At 58.9% G+C, this 19,171-nt stretch carries 16 protein-coding genes; 3 read left to right on the top strand and 13 right to left on the bottom strand.

Features of this window, described 5'->3' with window-relative positions:
* The coding region (locus tag ABY734_RS16335; RefSeq protein ID WP_372780448.1) for an NADH:flavin oxidoreductase at positions 1 to 1,223 on the bottom strand (1,223 nt) is incomplete at its 3' end.
* 70 nt (positions 1,224 to 1,293) lie between these two features.
* Positions 1,294 to 2,181, bottom strand: a complete 888-nt coding sequence (locus tag ABY734_RS16330; protein WP_372780447.1) for a phosphatase PAP2 family protein — start codon at positions 2,179 to 2,181, stop codon at positions 1,294 to 1,296.
* Positions 2,182 to 2,290: 109 nt separating this feature from the next.
* Here ABY734_RS16330 and ABY734_RS16325 point away from each other — a divergent pair, with 109 nt between their 5' ends.
* Positions 2,291 to 3,379: a TauD/TfdA family dioxygenase gene (locus ABY734_RS16325; RefSeq protein WP_372780446.1), complete on the top strand. Its 1,089-nt coding sequence runs from the start codon at positions 2,291 to 2,293 to the stop codon at positions 3,377 to 3,379.
* A gap of 437 nt (positions 3,380 to 3,816) precedes the next feature.
* Here ABY734_RS16325 and chrA read toward each other — a convergent pair whose 3' ends face one another.
* The 7 genes from chrA to ABY734_RS16290 form a co-directional block, all read right to left on the bottom strand.
* Positions 3,817 to 5,169 carry a chromate efflux transporter gene (chrA, locus tag ABY734_RS16320; RefSeq protein ID WP_372780445.1) on the bottom strand — a complete coding sequence of 451 codons (1,353 nt, stop codon included), beginning with the start codon at positions 5,167 to 5,169 and terminating at the stop codon, positions 3,817 to 3,819.
* Positions 5,170 to 5,172: 3 nt separating this feature from the next.
* Positions 5,173 to 6,270, bottom strand: a complete 1,098-nt coding sequence (locus tag ABY734_RS16315; protein WP_372780444.1) for a polysaccharide deacetylase family protein — start codon at positions 6,268 to 6,270, stop codon at positions 5,173 to 5,175.
* 4 nt (positions 6,271 to 6,274) lie between these two features.
* Entirely contained in the window at positions 6,275 to 7,075 is an 801-nt protein-coding gene (locus ABY734_RS16310; RefSeq protein ID WP_372780443.1) for a glucosaminidase domain-containing protein, read from the bottom strand.
* Between the two features lie 83 nt (positions 7,076 to 7,158).
* Positions 7,159 to 8,379, bottom strand: coding sequence for a lytic murein transglycosylase (locus tag ABY734_RS16305; RefSeq protein WP_372780442.1), 1,221 nt, complete (start codon positions 8,377 to 8,379; stop codon positions 7,159 to 7,161).
* 128 nt (positions 8,380 to 8,507) lie between these two features.
* On the bottom strand, positions 8,508 to 9,362 hold the full coding sequence (locus tag ABY734_RS16300; RefSeq protein ID WP_372780441.1) for a mechanosensitive ion channel family protein: 855 nt from the start codon (positions 9,360 to 9,362) through the stop codon (positions 8,508 to 8,510).
* Between the two features lie 77 nt (positions 9,363 to 9,439).
* The gene (phrB, locus tag ABY734_RS16295; RefSeq protein ID WP_372780440.1) at positions 9,440 to 10,819 is read right to left on the bottom strand and encodes a deoxyribodipyrimidine photo-lyase; all 1,380 of its coding nucleotides are present in this window, start codon (positions 10,817 to 10,819) and stop codon (positions 9,440 to 9,442) included.
* A 23-nt stretch (positions 10,820 to 10,842) separates the two neighbouring features.
* On the bottom strand, positions 10,843 to 11,799 hold the full coding sequence (locus ABY734_RS16290; RefSeq protein WP_372780439.1) for a YbgA family protein: 957 nt from the start codon (positions 11,797 to 11,799) through the stop codon (positions 10,843 to 10,845).
* A gap of 123 nt (positions 11,800 to 11,922) precedes the next feature.
* On the opposite strand from ABY734_RS16290, the gene ABY734_RS16285 reads away from it, so the two are divergent.
* Entirely contained in the window at positions 11,923 to 13,194 is a 1,272-nt protein-coding gene (locus ABY734_RS16285; RefSeq protein ID WP_372780438.1) for a spinster family MFS transporter, read from the top strand.
* 5 nt (positions 13,195 to 13,199) lie between these two features.
* Here the strand turns inward: ABY734_RS16285 and ABY734_RS16280 are convergent, their stop codons facing one another.
* From ABY734_RS16280 to ABY734_RS16265, 4 genes are all read right to left on the bottom strand, one after another.
* A complete protein-coding gene (locus ABY734_RS16280) occupies positions 13,200 to 13,466 on the bottom strand; it encodes a hypothetical protein (protein ID WP_372780437.1) in 267 nt (88 codons plus the stop codon).
* A gap of 131 nt (positions 13,467 to 13,597) precedes the next feature.
* Complete coding sequence (locus tag ABY734_RS16275; protein ID WP_372780436.1) at positions 13,598 to 14,908, bottom strand: DSD1 family PLP-dependent enzyme; 1,311 nt, start codon at positions 14,906 to 14,908, stop codon at positions 13,598 to 13,600.
* Positions 14,892 to 16,259, bottom strand: a complete 1,368-nt coding sequence (locus tag ABY734_RS16270) for a D-arabinono-1,4-lactone oxidase (RefSeq protein ID WP_372780435.1) — start codon at positions 16,257 to 16,259, stop codon at positions 14,892 to 14,894. Before ABY734_RS16270 ends, ABY734_RS16275 begins: the two co-directional genes overlap by 17 nt.
* Positions 16,260 to 16,261: 2 nt before the next feature.
* Positions 16,262 to 16,636, bottom strand: coding sequence for a cytochrome c5 family protein (locus tag ABY734_RS16265; RefSeq protein WP_372780434.1), 375 nt, complete (start codon positions 16,634 to 16,636; stop codon positions 16,262 to 16,264).
* A 168-nt stretch (positions 16,637 to 16,804) separates the two neighbouring features.
* On the opposite strand from ABY734_RS16265, the gene ABY734_RS16260 reads away from it, so the two are divergent.
* Positions 16,805 to 19,123 (top strand): TonB-dependent receptor, encoded by a 2,319-nt coding sequence (locus ABY734_RS16260; RefSeq protein ID WP_372780433.1) that lies wholly within the window; start codon positions 16,805 to 16,807, stop codon positions 19,121 to 19,123.
* Positions 19,124 to 19,171 lie beyond the last annotated feature (48 nt).

Below are 19,171 nucleotides of genomic sequence, written 5' to 3'. Positions count from 1 at the left end.
TTCATCGCCGGATCAAGCGGCTCATTCAATACACAGTAGGTGCCGGCCTGATTGTAAATCTGCGGGATGCAGGCATTGCAGCTGGTGCAGCCGGACTGGCGCAGGCTGCCGTCCCGGAATTTGTTGACCAGTGCCGGGTCGTGCAGCAGAACCCGCGCCATGGCAACCGCATCAAAGCCCTCTGCCATCGCCTTCTCGGTATTGTCGAGGCTCTTTACGCCACCCAGATAGGCTAGCGGTAAAGTGACAGCGGCGCGCACCTTGCGTGAATATTCCTCAAAATACATCTCGCGGAATTTCAGGTCTTTGGGGGTGCCGGCTGCGGCGGCTTTCATCAGCAGGCGCTGCAGGGGCTTGTACTTAAATATCTTGGCAAATTCTTCCTGATTCATCGGGCTGCCGAACATAAACCAGGTGGATTCCACATTGCGCCCGCCCGACAATACCAGCATATCGGCACCCTGGCTCTCGAGGACTTTCGCCGTGACTACCGCATCTTCGGCGGTCGCGCCGCGCCTCACACCATCGGCCACATTGATTTTGGCGATAACCGCCAGATCCTCGCCCACGGCCTCTTTTACGGCGGCCAGAACTCGGGCCGGGAAGCGCGCCCGGTTTTCTGCCGAGCCGCCGTATTCATCGCTGCGCTGATTGCTCAGCGGCGAAATAAACTGGTTTAACAGGTAGCCGTGGCCCATATGAATTTCAACGGCATCAAAGCCCGCTTCCCGCGCCATGCGGGCACCGTCCGCAAACTGTTGAGTCACCAGCGTCATGTCTTTTTCATTCATGGGGCGCTGCAGAATATTGCCGTGGAACAGGCCGGCCAGGTTCAAGCCGCCCGAGGCGCTGATGGTGCGATGGGGCAGAAAAATACTGGTGACGAAGGAGCCGCCATGAGTCAGTTGCAGGGAAATTTTGCCGCCTTCGGCGTGTACTGCATCGGTAATGGCCTTGAGGTCCGGCAAGACCTCGGGGCGCAGCCACAGCTGATCGGGCAGGGTGCGGCCGACTTTGGCCACCGCCGCGTAGGCCATAGTGGTCAGTGCGATGCCGCCGGCGGCCAGGTCGCGATGATGTTTGAGCAGGGCCTTGGTCGGAAAGCCCTTGCGGTACATGTTTTCGTTGGCACCGGATTTGATAAAGCGGTTGCGAAGGGTGATGGGCCCTACGCTAAGGCTACTGAAAGGGCTGGGCTTGGAGCCGGTCGCAGACTGAGTCATTGGCGCTTCCACTGTTATTGTCCGGCTCAGGCTAGCACGGGGCTACAGGGCCGGGCATGCGCCATTTGGACTAATCGCCGGAAGGTGTCTCGTCATCCGGGTGGCGGGGGGCGGCGTGCCCGCCGAGAGCGATGGTCAGAAAGTCGAGTAGGGTTGGCGCACCGCCTACCAGCCAGCCGCCCAGTATGGCCATGGTAATACTCGATGCGAGCGTCGAGGAGAGCGTCAGGTGGGCGTTGAGGCGTTGCAGTGCCGCGACCATCAACATCACCAGCACCATTCCGCCAATGTAGCGCAAGCCTCGCCAGAGAAGGCTGTGGGGGTGGATGGCGTCGTGCGGGTGGGCAATGGCGGCGATGGCACTGCCAAGAAAAAAGCCAATACTGCCGGTAAGCAGCAAATCGTTCAGATAGAAGCCTGCCAGCAGCCAGCATACAAGGGTAATAGCAAGGGCTGCTGCCAGCTGGATTTGCGGGCCTCGGGCCAGCAGTGTGCTTTCTGCTCGCTGTCGATAGCGCCAGACCAGAAGCAGGGTACCGATGCCCAGCGCCATGCCGCCGATAATGTCGCGGGGGTAGTGCAACTGTAGCAGCAAGGGTGCGGCGGAGGTGGCGAGGACCATTAACAGTGCAAACAGGGTCACTAGCCAGTGGCGAAGGTGCAAGGCAATCATGCCCCAGAACACCGTGGCCAACTGGGCGTGGCTGCTCGGAAAACCAAATTCGCCAAAGCCGAAGGCATCAACCCCCAGCTCCTGCGGGCGGGGCAGTGCCAACAGGTTTTTGAGCAGGCTGTTGATTACCACGCTAAGTGCAAATACCAGCACCAGCCGCACACCGAGGCGCCGGTCGATGGCAAAAACCGCCAGCGGCAGCAGGAACAGAAAGCCGTTGGCGCCGAGCCAGAGCAGAGCCTGCAGACTGGCGTGGAGCAGCGGGGCGTCGTTTGCGTGTATCAATGGCAGTTGCAGCAAGAGTTAAGCGTCCATACCCTTGGAGTGGCTTGAGCGGTCATTCTAAGTGCAGGCCGCCGATGCACCAAGGGCAGAGGATAATTTCGGAGGCACGGTGAGCAGTCCCTATAAATCCATTACCACCCAATCGCTGCATTACTACGCCAGGCCTCACGACAGTGTGCCCCGTTCGGCGCTGTCAGGTGCCGCCGCCTGGCGCGGGTGTGAGCTTCGCGATCGCGACGACTGGCGCTACTGCCTGAACAGTGCAGAGGTGGCGGAAATTCGCCGTGCCATTGATTGCGCGAAAGCCAGTGGCAAAGCGCGCGAGCAACTGTCTGCCCGTGACTTTCCGCTGCCGGGGCTGGCACCAGTCATCGCCACCTGGCGGGAGGAGTTGCAGCAGGGGCGAGGCTTTGTGCTGATTCGCGGCCTGCCGGTGGACGAATGGGGAGAGCAGGACTGCGAACTGTTTTTTTGGTGTCTGGGTTGGCATCTGGGGGTGCCGGGCGCCCAGAATCGCTTTGGCGAGCTGCTAGGTCATGTGCGCGACACCGGGGTGGACCCGAGCGACCCGACTGTTCGCGAATACCGCACACGCCTGCCGATCAGCTTCCACTGCGATGCCGCCGATGTGGTCGGGCTGCTCTGCCTGAAAACCGCCGCAGAGGGTGGTGCCAGCCGCATTGCCAGTTCGGTCAGCCTGTTTAACGCGCTGCTGGCTCAGGACGCAGAGGTAGAGCGCCTGTTTCGCCCCTTTTTGCTGGATGCTCGGGCTGAGGCGGGCCTGCAAACCTTTCCCATCGAGCCCTGCCGCTATCATCGCGGCACCTTGCGCACCTTTTATCACAGCGGCTACTTTCGCAGTGCCGGGCGCTATACCCACGCGCCTTCGCTAACGGCAGATGAAGTAGCGCTGCTGGACGCCTACGATGCGCTGGCCGACGATCCGAACATGCACCTGTCAATGGAGCTGAAGCCGGGTGACATCCAGCTCTGCTCCAACCATACCATCGTGCATTCGCGCGCCGGTTACACTGATCACGACGACCCGGCCAAACGCCGCCACCTGCTGCGCTTGTGGCTATCCCTGCCTGAGAGCACGGCCTACCGCCTGGCAAAGCTGCCGGTAAGCGCAGCGCTGGCCGGCAGGTTGCTGCGCTGCCGCTGGCAACAGCGCGGTTTGATCTCAAACACGCTGTAACGCCGGGAGTGCGCACGGCGATAGGGTGGTAGGTGTATTTCCCGATTTGGTTTTTGTGTGCTCTACCCGATAATTGCGTTAAATCATCGGCTAGTGGGGAGGTTGGCATGCCTGTAGTTAAAGCGGTTTCTCTTGCTGTCTGCGTCTTGGTTTTACTGGTCGCGGGAGCCTTGGTTAGCAAGGGAATGTCTCTGCTGCGACGCAGTTCTCAAGAACTCCTGGAAGAGTAGGGGTTTTCCACGATGCCGGAAATTCTGGTGTTGATTAGTCTGTAGTCTCTATCAATCAAGAGGTCAGGAAAATGGAACAGTTGCTTATGTTGTCTGTTGCTACCATGCTCAGTGGTGTTGCCTACGTCATGATAACGGGCCGCCTGACCGCCTGCAGATTGACCACCGGGATTTAAGGCTAAGGTAGGTCAACACTGGAACCGCATATTATCCAGCCCAGAGCACCCACAAAGCCCCCAGCGTTGCTGCAATACTGAGCAAGGGCATAATGCCCAATCGAAGTCTGAACACCAAAATAAAGGCGATTGCTGACAAAATCAGCATTGGCATGTCTACACTGCCTGGAACCGGCAGCCTCATATCGACACCCCATCCGGCAAGCCGATACTGCTCTGAAAACAGCGAGTTAACCGCAAACCATAGCGCTAGGTTGGCAATGACACCGACCACAACCGCGGTGACAGCCGCCAAGGCTGCCGACAGTGAATGATTTGCTCGTAGTTTCTCGACATAAGGTGCGCCGGCAAAAATCCACAGGAAGCAAGGCAAAAAGGTCACCCACAAGGTCAGTAATGCCCCCAATGATGCGTGCAAAAAACTGGCTTGGACAGCGGCTTCCCGATAGGCAGCGAGAAAGCCGATGAACTGGGTTACCAGAATGAGGGGCCCCGGGGTGGTTTCAGCCAGCGCCAGCCCCTCAAGCATTTCGCCGGGCTGAAGCCACTGGAAGTTTTCGACCCCCTGTTGGGCGACATAAGCAAGCACGGCATACGCACCACCAAAAGTGACTGTTGCCATTTTCGAGAAAAAGACCGCGAGCTGGGAGAATACGTTGTCGTAGCCCAGGCAGGCTAGCAAGCCACCTACGGTAATCAGCCACAGCAGCAGGCAAACCAGAGCCGCTCGTCTGGTGCCGGGGCGAACGACAGCGTCGCTGTTGATGTCAGATTCAATGGGAGCTGAATTCGGTATCCCCGTCCATTTCGCTGCGGCGTAACCAATCACGCCAGCGCCCAGAACCACTAGCGGAAAAGGCAAGCCAAACACGAACAGGGCGATAAAGCCGCCCAAGGCCAGGGCGTGCCTCAATCTCCCCTTAAGGGCCCGTCGACCGATGCGAATCAATGCCTGAACGACAATCGCGAGTACTGCGGCCTTCAGGCCAAAAAAGACGCCTTCGACTATCGCCAGATCACCCAGAGCGACATACAACCAGGACAGCGCAAAGATCGCGAGAGCGCCGGGCAGGATAAATAGAACGCCGGCAACAAGTCCGCCTCTTACACCATGCAGCAACCATCCGGTATAGGTGGCCAGTTGCTGCGCTTCCGGGCCGGGAAGGAGCATGCAGTAATTGAGCGCATGCAGAAAGCGAGACTCATCCAGCCACTTTTTTTCTTCGACAATGATTCGGTGCATTAATGCAATCTGTCCCGCAGGACCGCCAAAACTGAGAAAGCCGATTCGGACCCAGACCGCCAGCGCCTCTTTAAAAGCGATGTCGCGCAACTTCTGTTCCTTGATAGTGGTTGTTGTGCCCTGCAGCTCGGTCAATGCCATGAGCTATTCGCGGTACCAGGATCCATCCGGACGTTTCTTCATCCACAGGTGACTGTACCAGTAATAGGTGCCGGAGCCTCCACTGTGCGGTGCCGTACAGTTGAATTTGGTTCGCCCTGGCCCAAGCGGCTTTGGTGACCGGACCTCGAACTCTCGCGCTGCGCGATTGATCCATTCTATTTCCAGACGCCCGCCGACCGAGGCGTAGCAGGCCAGCTGATCGAGTGCGAAGGGGCCTTCACCCAGGCGCAGGCGCAGTGGTTCGGGGTGGCCTTGGTCACCGGCTAGTATCTGCTCTTGCGGCGCCAACACGGTGACCGGCAGCGCGCGGGTTCGCACACTGCGGGCGAAGCGGTCGATGACCGCGTAGTTTGCGGCCATCGGGAAGCGCGGCACCGCCAGAAAGTCGCTGTGCTGGCTCACCGCGCCGGATTGCTGGGCGATGCCATAGAGCTTGAGCGACTTTACGATGTTCTTTACCTCGACGGTGTATTCACCGTAGGGATAGGCAAACAGGGGTACCGGGTCGAGCTCTTCGCGCAGCCGGCGCTGTGCGCCTTCGATCTCCGCGCGCACGCGTGCTCGCCACTGTGCCTCGTTCTCTCCATCCCTGCGGCGCACCAGGTGGGGGTGGCTAAGGCTGTGGTTGCCGATCTCAGCCCCCTGCGAAGTCATTTCGCGCAACTGCTCCCAGGACAGATAAAGCCTGGATTTGCCGTCGATGTAATCGGTGGTGACAAAAATGGTGAAGGGGAAGTTGCGGCTGCGAAGCATTGGCAGTGCTTGCGTATACACCGAGCGGTAGGCGTCATCAAAGGTCAGTGCCACGGTTCGCTCGGGCAGTTTGCGGCCATCCTCAAGATGCTCAAGGATGCGACTCAGCGGCCATACGGTGAAACCTTCTCGCGCGAGATAATCCAGGTGGGCGGCGAACTGTTCCGGCGTGACGCTGGTGCTGGGCGGCGTTTCTTCGCTGACGTGGTGATAGACCAGCACCACGGCGTGGTCTGCGCCGGCTTTATTTGCGTCCTCTGCAGCACAGGCCGGCAAGGCCGCGAACAGCGGCAGCAGTAACAGGCTCAGGCGGTGCACGATATTCATCAGGTTAACCTTCCTGCCATTGGGCCATAAAGCGATGATACTGACGGATCATGCCCTGCACTTCCTCGACGTAAGCCTCACGACGCTCAGAGTAGTACAGTAGCCCCGGCGCCAGTGCGCGCGCAGTGACTGGTTCTCCCTTCTCACGCAGTTCCGCGCGGAGCTGGCGCAAGACAGAATAGCGCGGGTGGCTGTTGAGGTTGTGCATATAGCTGGCCATCGCCTCACGCACATTGTCGAAGGCGCGCACTTCGTGGCGTTTGTTGGGGCCGCGCAGCGCCGGGACGATGCCGCAGCCTTCGGTATAGCACCACTCGCCAAACAGGTTGTTGGCCTGCCGTGCAAAGCGCGAGCGTCCCCAGGCCGATTCCTTGGCGGCCTGCACCAAGGCCAGCGGCACCGGAATGGTATCCACCCGTGTCAGCAGTTTTTGGCCTGTTTCCAGCGGGGGGCGATCTTCCCATTGCAGGCCGTAGCGGGTAGCCAGCGCCTGCAGCCACTCCTGCTCGGTACTTGCCAGCGTCTCCCCCGCGTGCAGTTTACGGTGCAGTGTCTGCAGCTGTTCGCGTTCCTGCTGGATGAGTGCGTTCTCGGCCTCGGCAAGAGGCCTTAGAAACTCAAAAAAACGCGCCTTGCGGGTAGACACGTCCTGATAGACGGAAAAATCCGGCAGGTCTACCGCTAGGGCCTCGTCCGAGGATGATCCGCGTTGATCGAAAACAACCGACAGAACGGTGGCTCCGATCCAGGCGCCAACAAAGACCGCCAGACAAAGCCTGCGTTGGGTCTTAAGAGAAGTTGTCATACTTTTCCGAATAGCCTCAAACACTGCCACCCTATCGGCGCGTCGCGACGAGCGCAAACGAGTGGGTTATGTCGCGAGCGTGATTATTTCTCAGCCCCGGTCAGGGCATTGATTACCTCGGGGCTCGGAAAACCGTCGGGTACCAGGCCGCGGGCCTGCTGGAAGCGACGAATGGCCGCGCGTGTCGCCGGCCCGAGAATCCCGTCGGGCTCGCCGGCATCAAAACCGAGTTCATTGAGGCGCGTCTGTAACTGAGCGGCCGTGGTCACAGACAGTGGCGGGCTCTCCGGCGGTGGCTGGTGCAGGGCGCCGGCGCCGTTTATTCGATCCGCCAAATGGCCGACCGAAATGGCGTAATACTCTGAGCGGTTCCAGCCCATGATCACGTCGAAGTTACGATAGACGAGGAAGGCAGGGCCGCGGTACCCGGCCGGCACCAGCAGTGATGCCTGCATCGCGCCGCCGGGCAGAGGTCCGCCATCGGCGCGGCGCACGCCCAGCTCGCCCCAGGCATCGAGTGAACGCTCGTTGTCGCGTCCGGCCTGCTCAAAAGGAAAGTTTTCGGGTAAGCGCACTTCCCGGCCCCAGCGCTGCCCGCTCTGCCAACCCAGCTTATTCAGAAAGTGGGCGGCCGAGGACAGCGCGTCGGGAATACTGCCCCAGAGATCGGTAAGGCCGTCACCGTCGCCGTCCACCGCAAAACGTCGGTAGGCGCTGGGCATGAATTGGGTCTGGCCCATGGCGCCGGCCCAGGAGCCTTCCATGCGCGCTGGCTCTATGCCTCCTTCAACCAGCTCCAGCGCTGCAAACAGTTCACCGGTAAAATAGGTGCTGCGACGCGGGTCACAGGCCAGCGTCGCCAGTGAATCCAGTACCGGCATCTTGCCGAGAAAGCTGCCGTAGTTGGTTTCGAGGCCCCAGAAGGACACCAGGTACTGAGGCGGTACGCCGTACTCGCGCAACAGACGTTCCAGCAGCGGGCGGTGTCGGGCCATTAGCAGACGGCCGGTGGCGATGCGCTCGGCGGTGACCCGGCGATCGAGATAGTCGGCAAAGCTGCGGGTAAACTCCGGCTGGCGGCGATCCAGCTCGATGACTCTGGGCACATAGGAAACGCGGGCCAGCGCACCTTCTACGACGGACTCGCTCAGTCCCCGCTGGCGGGCTTTATCCTGCAGCTCGACCACACACTGCGCAAAGGACGCGTCAGTGCTTTCGGTAACGGCGGTATCTGCCTTGCCTGCGCCACTTGCGCTCAGCGCCAAGGCCAGCAGCAGAGATGTTTGAAATCTGAAAAAGGGCATAAAGAAAATCATACCTGATTGTGGTGAGAGACCGTTTGCATAATTACTACCGACTGGCCCCTCAGTGCAAGCGGTCAGTAACTCTCTGGGGGAGCCAGACGTTGTGCCAAGACGCAATGGCGGCAGGCCTATGCGATTGTATCATTCAGCAGGCGCACTTCCCGTTGAGGGAAGGCAATGACAATGCCGGCGGCGCGCAGTGCATCCAGAATTTTCTGGTTCACCTTGAAGCGAACAGCGTGGAACTGCCGCGTTGGTATCCAGAAGCGTACACTCAGGTTAATACTGCTGTCAGCAAAGGTGTCGAGCCCGACCTGAGCCGTGGCCTCATCCACATCCGGTATCTCCTTCAACACCTTGCGCACCACCGCGATCGCTTTTGCGATGTCGCTGTCATAGGCGACGCCGACAAGGGTGTCCGCAAGACGGGTGGCGTGAGAGTTGTGAATGATCTCGCCGATGATATGGCGGTTGGGAATCAGGATGCGCACGCCGTCTTCGTCTTCAAGGAAGGTGTAGGCCAGCCGGATCTCGTCCACCACGCCGGTTACTCCCTGAACGGTGATGGTGTCGCCGACGATAAAGGGACGGGTAATGACAATATTCAGGCCGGCGCTGTAGTTACTCAGCAGACCCTGTACAGCCAGCCCGGCGCCGAGGGAAATTGCGCCCACGGCGGCGAGAAAGGGGCCAATGGAAATCCCGATCTTGCCCAGGCAGATAATGGCCACCACCATGATGACCGCAATTTTGGCGACATTACCCAGAAAGCGGCTGAGGGTGACATCGATGCGGTTGCGCTCGCAAAGCGCCTGCACCGTGCGCCCGACCCGGCCAGCAATAAACAACCCGATCAGCAAAATGATCAGCGCGCCGACCAGCTGGAAGCTGTAATTCACAAAAAACTCGGCGATCTGATCGTAGATCTTCTGAAAATCCTTGAGCTCCGTGTTCATAAGCGACGTCCAATCATTTTCAGGCATGATGAAGCGGTTCCTCTGCGCCGTAAAGCGCTGGTTGGCAAATGGGTGAAGCCTGTCGGCGCAAGGCAGTGCAGATTTTACAGTGCCTTGAACAGGGCGATGGCGTGTTCGCGCGCGAGCTTGTGATCAACGATGGGCGCCGGGTAATTATCCAGGGAAGGCGGTGAGTGAATCTCGCGCGCGGTAAGGTCGGCCAGTTCCGGGACGTAGCGGCGTATAAAGTGGCCGTCGGGATCAAAGCGCTTGCCCTGGGTGGTGGGGTTGAACACCCGAAAATAGGGAGCCGCATCGGTGCCGGTAGAGGCGGCCCACTGCCAGCCGCCGTTGTTGGCGGCAAATTCCCCGTCGATCAGTTGGCTCATGAAATAGCGTTCGCCCCGGCGCCAGTCAATATGTAAGTCCTTGGCCAGAAAGCTGGCGGTTATCATGCGCAGGCGGTTGTGCATCCAGCCGGTCTGACGCAACTGCCGCATACCCGCATCGACAATCGGGAAGCCGGTGCGGCCCTCGCACCAGGCCTGGAAATCGGCGTCATCGTCGCGCCAGCGTATTGCATCGGTTTCCGGTTTGAAGGCCTTGCCTTTCACCACGCGCGGGAAGTGATAGGCAACGTGCTGATAAAACTCCCGCCAGATCAACTCACTCAGCCATATATCCGCGCCATTGGCTGTCTCGCTCGGACTGTCTTGCTCAGCCTGCAGTCGGGCCAGACACTGGCGCGGCGAGAGCAGGCCAATAGCCAGCGCGGCGGACAGGCGTGAAGTGCCGGGCTCGGCAGGCAGGTCGCGTTTGCGGGCGTAATCCTGCACTCGCTCGCGACAGAAATTACGGAGCTGTTTGAGGGCGCTGTCTTCGTTCTGCGGCCAGTCGCCTAGCTCGACGGGCTCGCAAAAGGACGGCAGTTTTTTCGGGGTGAGTTTTTCTCCAAGCGAGCGCGGCCGCTTGAGAGGCTGAGCTTGGCGTTCAGCGCACAGCCTGCGCCAGGCTTTGGCAAAGGGGGTATAGACCTTGTAGGGCTGGCCGCTGCCGTTCAGCAGAGCTCCGGGTTCGATGATCAAACGGTCGTGATACCAGTGGCAGGTGCAGTTTAGTTTTTCAGTGACAATCTCGTCGCGCTGCATCTCGTTGACCAGGTATTCGCGGTTGGTAAACAGGGCGCTGACCTTGTGTTTTTGGGTGTAGTCCGCCAGCAGTTCAGGAATATCTGCGAAGGTGTCAGCCTGCAGCAGCTCAAAAGTGATACCGCAGCTCGCAAGGGTCTGATGCAGAGCCTGCAGGGCAGACTGCATGAGGTATTGCTGGCGAGGCGACATCGCATGCTGCTGCCACTGTCCTGGGGTGGCGATAAACACTGCTCGCAGCGCTTCATTGCGCGTGCGTGCGTGCTGCGCGGCGTGGTGCAGCGCAGTGTTGTCGTGAGTGCGCAGGTCATTGCGGAACCAGATAAGACTGGTCATGACATCTCCAGATATGAGCGGTTTCAGAGGCCGTAGCGCAGACGCAGGTCTTCGGGGTAGGGGTGGAAGTAATACTGATCCAGCAGGTAGTCCACCTGATACTTATTGGCGTAGCGCTGCAGCAGGGCCAGCGGAACCAGCAGGGGCAGGGTGCCGGTGCGGTATTTATCAATCTGCTCGCTGAGATCCTGACGCTCTGCGCTGTCGAGGTGTTCTTTCAAATAGCCCTGCATATGCATCAGGCTGTTGCTGTGATTCAGGCGGCTGGCCGGCTTGGCCAGGGCGCTCATAAAGCGCGCGAAATAATCGAGTGCCGCGGTTTCAAGGTTGTCGGAGGCATTCGCCACCAGTGGCCCGAGCTCCCGGTAGATGTTCTGGTTGTGGGCCAATAGCAGAAATTTATGGCGGCGATGAAAGGCCTGCAGGCCTGCGGCGGTAATCCCTTCAGCCTGCAATTCCTGCCAGCGACGGTAGGCGATTACCCGCAGTACGAAATTTTCCCGCAGCAGGGGGTCGTTGAGACGGCCGTTCTCTTCAATGGGCAGCAGCGGTTGCTGTTCCATCAGCCGGGCGGCAAAGGCGCCGGCGCCGATTTTACCCAGACCGTTGCCGATTTCGTTAACTACTGGTACCCGTTCCATGCCGCAGCTGGGGGATTTGGCGCACACAACATAACCGCTGATAAAGGGCGCTTTTTTAACGGTGTCGTCGGCAATGGCAGCCAGGGCGTCAGTGACGTCAATACTGTTGTCGTCACTCTGGCGCACCCGAGTCTGCTGGTTGGCGTCCTGCACCAGACGGAGCGTCGGCCGGGGTGTACCCAAACCGATAGCCATTTCCGGGCACACCGGGTAGAACTCGAAATGGCGGCTCAGCTCTTTTGAGGCAAAGGGCAGGTTTTTGTGGCCGCCGTCGTAGCGGACTTCCTGGCCGAGCAGGCAGCTGCTGATGCCGAGTGTGATCGTGTCGGGTAATGTCATAATTCGCCGCTCTTTTAAGTGAGATTTGTACGCATCGGGGTAGACATCGGATGACGTGGTCTGTCCCAATGGGTTGGCATTAAATGAGTTCACTAAGCCGTTATATAACAAGAAGAGTAGAACATGACAGCCTATCGTGCCGACCGCCGTGCCTGGTATGCCCTGAGTATTCTGACTCTGGTATACGCCTTTAACTTTATCGACCGCCAGTTGCTGGCCATTCTGCAGGAGTCGATCAAGGCCGATCTGGGCTTGAGTGACAGCCAGCTGGGCCTGCTGACCGGGTTCGCTTTCGCCCTGTTTTACGTCACTGCCGGTATTCCCATTGCCCGCTGGGCGGACCGCAGTAATCGCCGCAACATCGTCTCGCTGGCGCTGTTTGTCTGGAGCTTCATGACAGCGATCAGCGGTCTGGCGCAGAATTATCTGCAGCTGTTGCTGGCGCGGGTAGGGGTCGGTGTTGGTGAGGCCGGCGGTAGCCCGCCCTCCCATTCCATGATTTCCGATATGTTTCCGCCGGCCCAGCGTGCCGGTGCTCTGGGCTTCTATTCCACGGGCGTTAGTATCGGCATCCTGTTTGGCTTTCTGCTCGGTGGCTGGCTTAACGAATTTTTCGGCTGGCGCATGGCCTTTCTGGTGGTGGGTGCGCCGGGCGTGTTGCTGGCGTTGGTTGTGCGTTTTACGGTAACCGAGCCCCGGCGCGGCCTATCGGAAGCGCGCGATCTGTCGCAGCAGAGCAGCAGCCTGAGTGAGGTGCTGGCATTGCTGTGGCAACAGAATTCCTTTCGACATCTGGCCTTCGCGTCCTCGCTGTATGCCTTTGTCGGTTACGGCACCGCCAACTGGACGGCTTCTTTCATGATTCGCAGTCACGGCATGGCTACCGGCGAGCTGGGCACCTGGCTGGCATTGATTATCGGGGTGGGCGGCGCTGTGGGCGTTCTGGGCGGCGGTATGCTGGCCGATCGTCTGGGGCGGCGCGATGATCGCTGGTATGTGTGGCTGCCTGCCCTGGTGCCGCTGATTGCCTTGCCCTTTGCCATTGCGGTTTATCTGATGCCCAGTGCCGGCGGCGCACTGGCTATGATGGTAGTGCCCGCGATTCTGTCAAATGTGTATCTGGGCAGTGCCATTGCCACCAGTCACCGTCTGGTGGGGCTGCAGATGCGGGCCACGGCGTCGGCAATTCTGTTCTTTGTGATCAATATTATCGGGCTGGGTGGCGGCCCGTGGGTGGTGGGCATGGTCAGTGATGTGCTGGCGGCTCAGCACGGAGTGGAATCGCTGCGCCTGGCCATGCTCTATGTGTTGCCGCCGGTGATGCTCTGGTCCGGCTTTCATTTTCTGTGCGCGGCGCGCACGCTCAAACAGGATATTGCGAGAGCGCCGGCCTAATCTTGTCAGTGGGCGCTTACCATCCAGCGCATGCTTTTGCCCTGATACTTGCCATCAATCCAGGTGGCAACATAGTCGCATTGCAGCTCAAGGGCTCCGAGATTGATTTCAGCGCCCTGCGGGTAGCGCTCGCCCCAGCCGGTGGTGCAGTCACCTGGATTTTGGTGCGCGTGGGAGGACACGGGGCTGTGGTGGTAGCCCGGCAACAAACTGGCTGCACCTTCAGAGGGAAGGTAGCTAAACGCTAAGTAGGTCGCTAGTAATGCATTCATGGGCTCACCTGTGCAATAGTGTTTCGAGTCGCCACCATAGCTCAAGGCGGGGTTTGACCGTATTACGGTAATTCCTGATTGCCAAGCCAAAAAAGTAATGTTTGTACAAAAATGGCAGCTAACACAGCGTGTTAGGCGCCCTGCTGGAATACGGGCCAATGCTCGGTTATGTGAAGCCCGTCAAAAACGGCGATATCGCCAAACTGTAAAAACACCGCTTCGCTCTGGGTTGGGCGCAGAAAGACGAAATCGTCGACTGCGAGTTTAACGCTGTCCGAACCGTTTAACATCTCCTGATTGGTCGAGCGGCCATAGAGGCTATTGGTCGTTAGTCCGGGCGGGGATTCCGGATTGGCCTTCCAGTAGCCGCCGTAGGTGAAAAAGCTGCGCGATTTGTTGGGGTTGAGCAGGCTCATCAGCCCGGCAACATTTTCCAGCCCCGGCACCTCTACCGCATCCAGCGTTTTCAGAACGGGGGTGGCGATAAAGGCAGCGGGGATGTGATCGACCAGAGTGCTGACATCAAAGTCGCTGGGTTTAACCAGTGCTGAGCCGACCGCCAGCTCATTGCAGGGCGCGCTGTTGTTGTACATCTGCTTGCTGTACATCTGATAGGTCGAGCTGCCACCGGCGTTGAAGGTCAGCTGCTCTGGCCGATAGCTCTCACCCAATACGCGCTGGGCTGCTTCCCGGCATTGGGTATAGAAGGCCATGGCGTTTTTCATGGCCTGTTCCGGCCCGCCGACAATGCCCGGCATTTTCGAAATATGGGCTTCGTAGCCCATAAAGCCGGTAAACTCGAGATAGGGATCTTCGCGCAGGCTCATAATGGCCAGAGCCACTTCTTCGGCATCGCGAAAACCACCCCGGTGCAAACCCACATCCAGCTCCAGATTGATTTGCATGTTCTGGCCAAGGGCCGCAGCAAGCTGGCTGTATTCCTTCAGTCGCTGCGGGGTGTCGATCAGCCACTGTAATTGCCTGGAAGGATCAAAGTCGGTATTGGTGTGAAAGGCATAAAAACGCTTGGCGGCATTGGTGGGCATGGGTTTGCCCAGCAGCAGATTGCTGTCCGGCATTTTCTCGGCGAGGTGATTGAGAAAGGGTTGGTGGAACACCATCACGCGGTCGGTTCGAGTCTGCTTTCTGACGGTATTGATCAGAGGCAGGCTGGGCAGAGACTTGCCAACAATGCGGTAGGCGAAGTCGCTGTGGATGTGCTCAATCAATCGCTGGGTATTGTTGTAGAGGCGCTCGGAATCCAATACCAGCGTTGGGCGGTATAGGCCGGCTTCTTTTAGCGCCATTTGCAGGCGGGCAAAATACGCGTTGTGGGTGCCGCCCTGATCGCCGGGTCGCAACCAGGGCGCGGCCAGCACCGCGCCGCCCAGTGCGGCTCCGGTCAGTATCTGGCGGCGGCTGGGTTTAAACCGGCTGGCCATGGCCAAATACCTCGCGCAGGTGGGGGTTGAGCATCACACCCTTCGGGTCGAGTTCCATACGCAACTCATTGAAGTCGCGCCAGCGTGGGTAGCGGCTGGCCAGCGTTTTATGGCTGAGCGAATGCAATTTGCCCCAGTGCGGTCTTCCGTCCAAAGGCTGGTAGATGGGTTCGATGGTTTTGAAATAGGCCTCAAAAGGCTCTTCGTAGTAGCGGTGCACTGCCAGCGAGGCGCTGGGCCTTTTGTAGAAGGGGCTCAGCCAGGCGTCGTCTTCCTGTACCACGCGCACTTCTATGGGGAAGAAAACATCGGGGTTTTGCTGCTCTACGGTATCGCGCACCTTGCGCAGGGCGTCGACAATGGATTCGCGCGGCAGGTGGTATTCCATTTCGTTGAAGCGCACGGCTCGATCCGAGGGGTAGATATTCCACCACCAGTCCACATGCTCTTCCGGCGGAATGGTGTTGCTGACGCCGGTAATCAGTTTCTTGCGCAGCCAGGGCCACCAGGAGGCGTAGTCGCGGAGCATTTTCAGTTCGCGCACCGCGTCGTTGTCGCCGTCTTCGCCGCGGGGTGAGATTGCTTCATCACTCAGGTCGGTGGTGATGATCAGGGCATTCTCGCTGTGCGGAATGTAGTACATTTCGAAGTTGCGGTGCTTTTCCGCCAGGGTATGGAACTCTTCAAAGGTCTGTTCCAGTGGCTGCATCCAGGTGCGACGTTTGAGCTTGTAGGGCGCGGTGTTGCGCAGGGTGTACTGGGTAATCACGCCGAGACTGCCCAGCGAGACGCGGGCGGCATCAAAGATATCCGGGTTCTGCGAACGGCTGCAGTCGAGTACCTCGCCGCGCGGGGTGACTAGACGCAGGGCATCCACATAGTCGTGCATGGCGCCGAAGTTAGCGCCGGTGCCGTGGGTGCCGGTTGACAGGGCGCCCGCGACGGTCTGCTCGTCGATATCCGGCATATTGGGCAGCGCCTGCCCCATTTTGTGCAGGGGCTCACCAAGTCGATTCAGTTGCACACCGGCACCGACCACAGCGCGGTGTCCGTCCAGTGGTTCCACCTGATTGAAATGACGGGTCGATAGGATCGTACCTTCTGTGGGCACCAGTGGGCTGAAGGAATGCCCTGCACCCACTGGGCGCACGGTGCCGGTGGCGCTTTTCAGCAGGTTCGCCAGCTCGTCTTCGGTTTTCGGACTGATTCGGCCGGCGGGTGTGGAGCGCTGTGAGCCGGACCAGTTTTGCCAGGGGATTTTGCGGGCCGCCAAGCTCGTTGTGGGGACGGCGGTGAGTGCGGCTCCCAGCGGCAGCAGGGCCAGAGAGCGGTTAAAATCGCGACGCTTCATGATTATTGCTCGCCCGCCATAAAGCGGATCAGGGCTTCAAATTCCTCTTCACCGCAATCCATGCACATGCCCAGTGGCGGCATGCCTTTGTAGCCATTGATGGTGTTGTCGAGCAGGGTATCCATGCCCTTGGCCATGCGCGAATCCCATTCGCTTGTGCCCGTGCGCGGCGCACCGCCGGCGCCCGTGCCGTGACAGGAAAAACAGCTTTGGACATAACGGGCTTTCAGATCCGGATCTTCCGGCATGCTTTTCTTACTGGCGCTCATACTGCTTGCGGGGGTGGCGCCCTGAGTCTGCTCTGGGGCCTCGCCGGAACAGGCGGCAAGCATCAATGCAAACGATGAAATCAGGACAGTCGACAGCAATTTGGTCATGGGTATCTTCCAGCTTGGTGGTATGGTGAATGTTGTAGTCGACTACACTGGCTGTGAAAACTCAAGTCTCTGTATAGCTCTGGGCAGACTGGATTGATGCTGTGCAGTCCGGGTCGCAGCCGGTATATTTCGTTAGAAACCAGATTATCAGCTTTTCGGGAAGGAAAAATGAACTATCGCAATTCATTGGTATGGTCATTGTTGCTGGCATCAGTCGCGACGTCGGTTCAGGCGCAGCGGGTGCTGGAAGAGATCGTGGTGACCGCCCAGAAAACCAAGCAGAGTATTCAGGATGTGCCCATTTCTGTGACGGCCGTCGACGGTGAGTTTATGAAAGACGCGGGTATTTCCGACCTGAAAGAGCTGTCTGTCTACGTGCCGAATGTGCGTATCGACGCCAACGACCCCGGCTCACCGCAAATTTTTGTGCGCGGTTTCGGCACCAATACCTTTAACCCCAGTTTTGAAAGCTCGGTGGGCTTTGTGCAGGATGAGATGTTCTTTGGCCGCGCCGCCTATTTCACCGAAGCCATGTTCGATATCGACCGGGTGGAAGTGCTGCGCGGCCCGCAGGGCACCCTGTTTGGTAAAAACACCGTGTCCGGAGTATTTAGCGTGTCTACTCGCCCGGTGGATGAAGACTTTTCCGGCGATGTGGAATTGCGCGCTGGCGAGCACGGCGAGCAGCGCATCGAGGCAGGTATCGGCGGCATGTTTAACAACTGGTTTGGCATGCGCCTGTCGGGCGTGACTTCGGAAAAGGATGGCCAGCTGGAAAACCAGTTTCTCAATCGCTTTGAAAACAATCCCGAACAGGATGCCTACCGGGTCAAGCTCGCCATTCTGCCAACGGCCAATACGGATATTGAGCTGATTGCGGTGGAGTCCGACACAACCATCAACTACTGGCCCAAGCAGCTTGCCAATCTCGACGCGGATACCCGCGATTATCTCGATGATTTCGACCCGCAGATCGAAGACGATCCGGAAGATTTCACCACCAGCTACAACGTCGACGGCGTACTGGAAAAAGGCTCGCGCACGTATATCGGCAAGCTGACCCACAGCTTTGGTGAAACCGGGAGCCTCTACAATCTGGATACCGTGGTGGTGCTCGGCAAGACCGATCTGTTTGTTGAGCAGTTTCAGGACCTGGACGTATCGCCCTCGGATATCGCGACCCTGGTAAACCGTGAAGACTATCAGCAGGACACCATCGAGTGGCGCTTTACCGGTGACAGCGATGGTTTGTTCGGTCTGGGCAGTTCCATGCAGTTTGTGGCGGGTGTGTTTTATTTCGAATCGGATTATCAGCTTGATGCGGGGGTGGTGCTCGGCCGCGATGTGGACAGCTGGCTGGGCACGGAAGACGCGCGGCAACTGGCCGGTGACGACGCGCCGCTGTTACCGGCGCTGCAGGTAGCGGCCCAGGGCACCACCAATGATCGCTTTGATTTCGACTACGTGCAGAACACCAAAGCCCTGGCCCTGTTTGGCCAGATGACGCTGAATTTCGGCGAGAGCTGGGTAGTAACGCCCGGCCTGCGGATCAACCGCGAAACCAAAACCATTGACACCAAGGGTACGGAAAGCTGTGAAAGCACCACGCCCTTGCCACCGGCGACCTGTGTCACCGGTTTTCTGCTGGGCGCCAACAACTACGACCACCGGGATCTGGAGCGCAAAGAAAGCGACGTATCGCCGAAACTGTCGGTGATGTACTACCTCACAGAAGACGTCAATGTCTTTGCCACCGTCAGCAAGGGCTTCAAGAGCGGCGGCTACAACTCGATTTCCTTTACCGGTGAGGACCTGGAATTCGAAGACGAGAACGCCACGACCTTTGAAATTGGCACTAAGGGCAGCTACCTCAATCGCAGCCTGAATGTGAACGCCACTATTTATCGCACCGAGTACGACAATCTGCAGGTGCTGGCCTTCAATGGCGTGTTCTTTGATGTGAGTAACGCGGCCACTGCGGTGTCGCAGGGCCTTGAAGTCGACTGGCAATGGCTCACGCCCTGGGAGCCGCTGGCGATAATGGGGTCACTGGGCCTGCTCGATGCCTACTACGAGGACTATACCGGCGCCCCGGCGCCCGTGACGCAGGGCGTGAACACGCGGCAGGACCTGAGCGATGAAACCATCGCCTTTGCGCCGGAGAGCAGCCTGATGCTCAGCCCGACACTCACGTTTACCGTGGCGGACAATCTGCTGAACCTGAGTCTGGATGTGATCCATCAGGGCGAGCAGTTTACCGATACTGACCTGGACCCGGCTTCGCGAGTACCGGCAAATACCAAACTCAACGCACGCATTGCATTACTTGACGGCGACGAGCGCTGGACTCTCACAGCCGGCGTTAAAAACCTGACCGACAAACTGACCCAGAATCAGGTGGTGGACTCGGTGTTTTTCCCGGGAACCTATTACGCCCAGCAGAATCCGGGGCGGCAGGTTTATGGTGCGGTGAGGTTCAATTGGTGATTTGCTTTCGGACTGCGTGGTACAGCGCGTCCGGTGCCAGATCTGCAT

It is taken from the genome of Litorivivens sp. (genome assembly GCF_041624475.1).
In the GTDB taxonomy this organism is placed as follows: domain Bacteria; phylum Pseudomonadota; class Gammaproteobacteria; order Pseudomonadales; family Spongiibacteraceae; genus Litorivivens.
The sequence above is the reverse complement of the archived record's forward strand: the minus strand, read 5'-3'. Positions and strand labels throughout refer to the sequence as shown.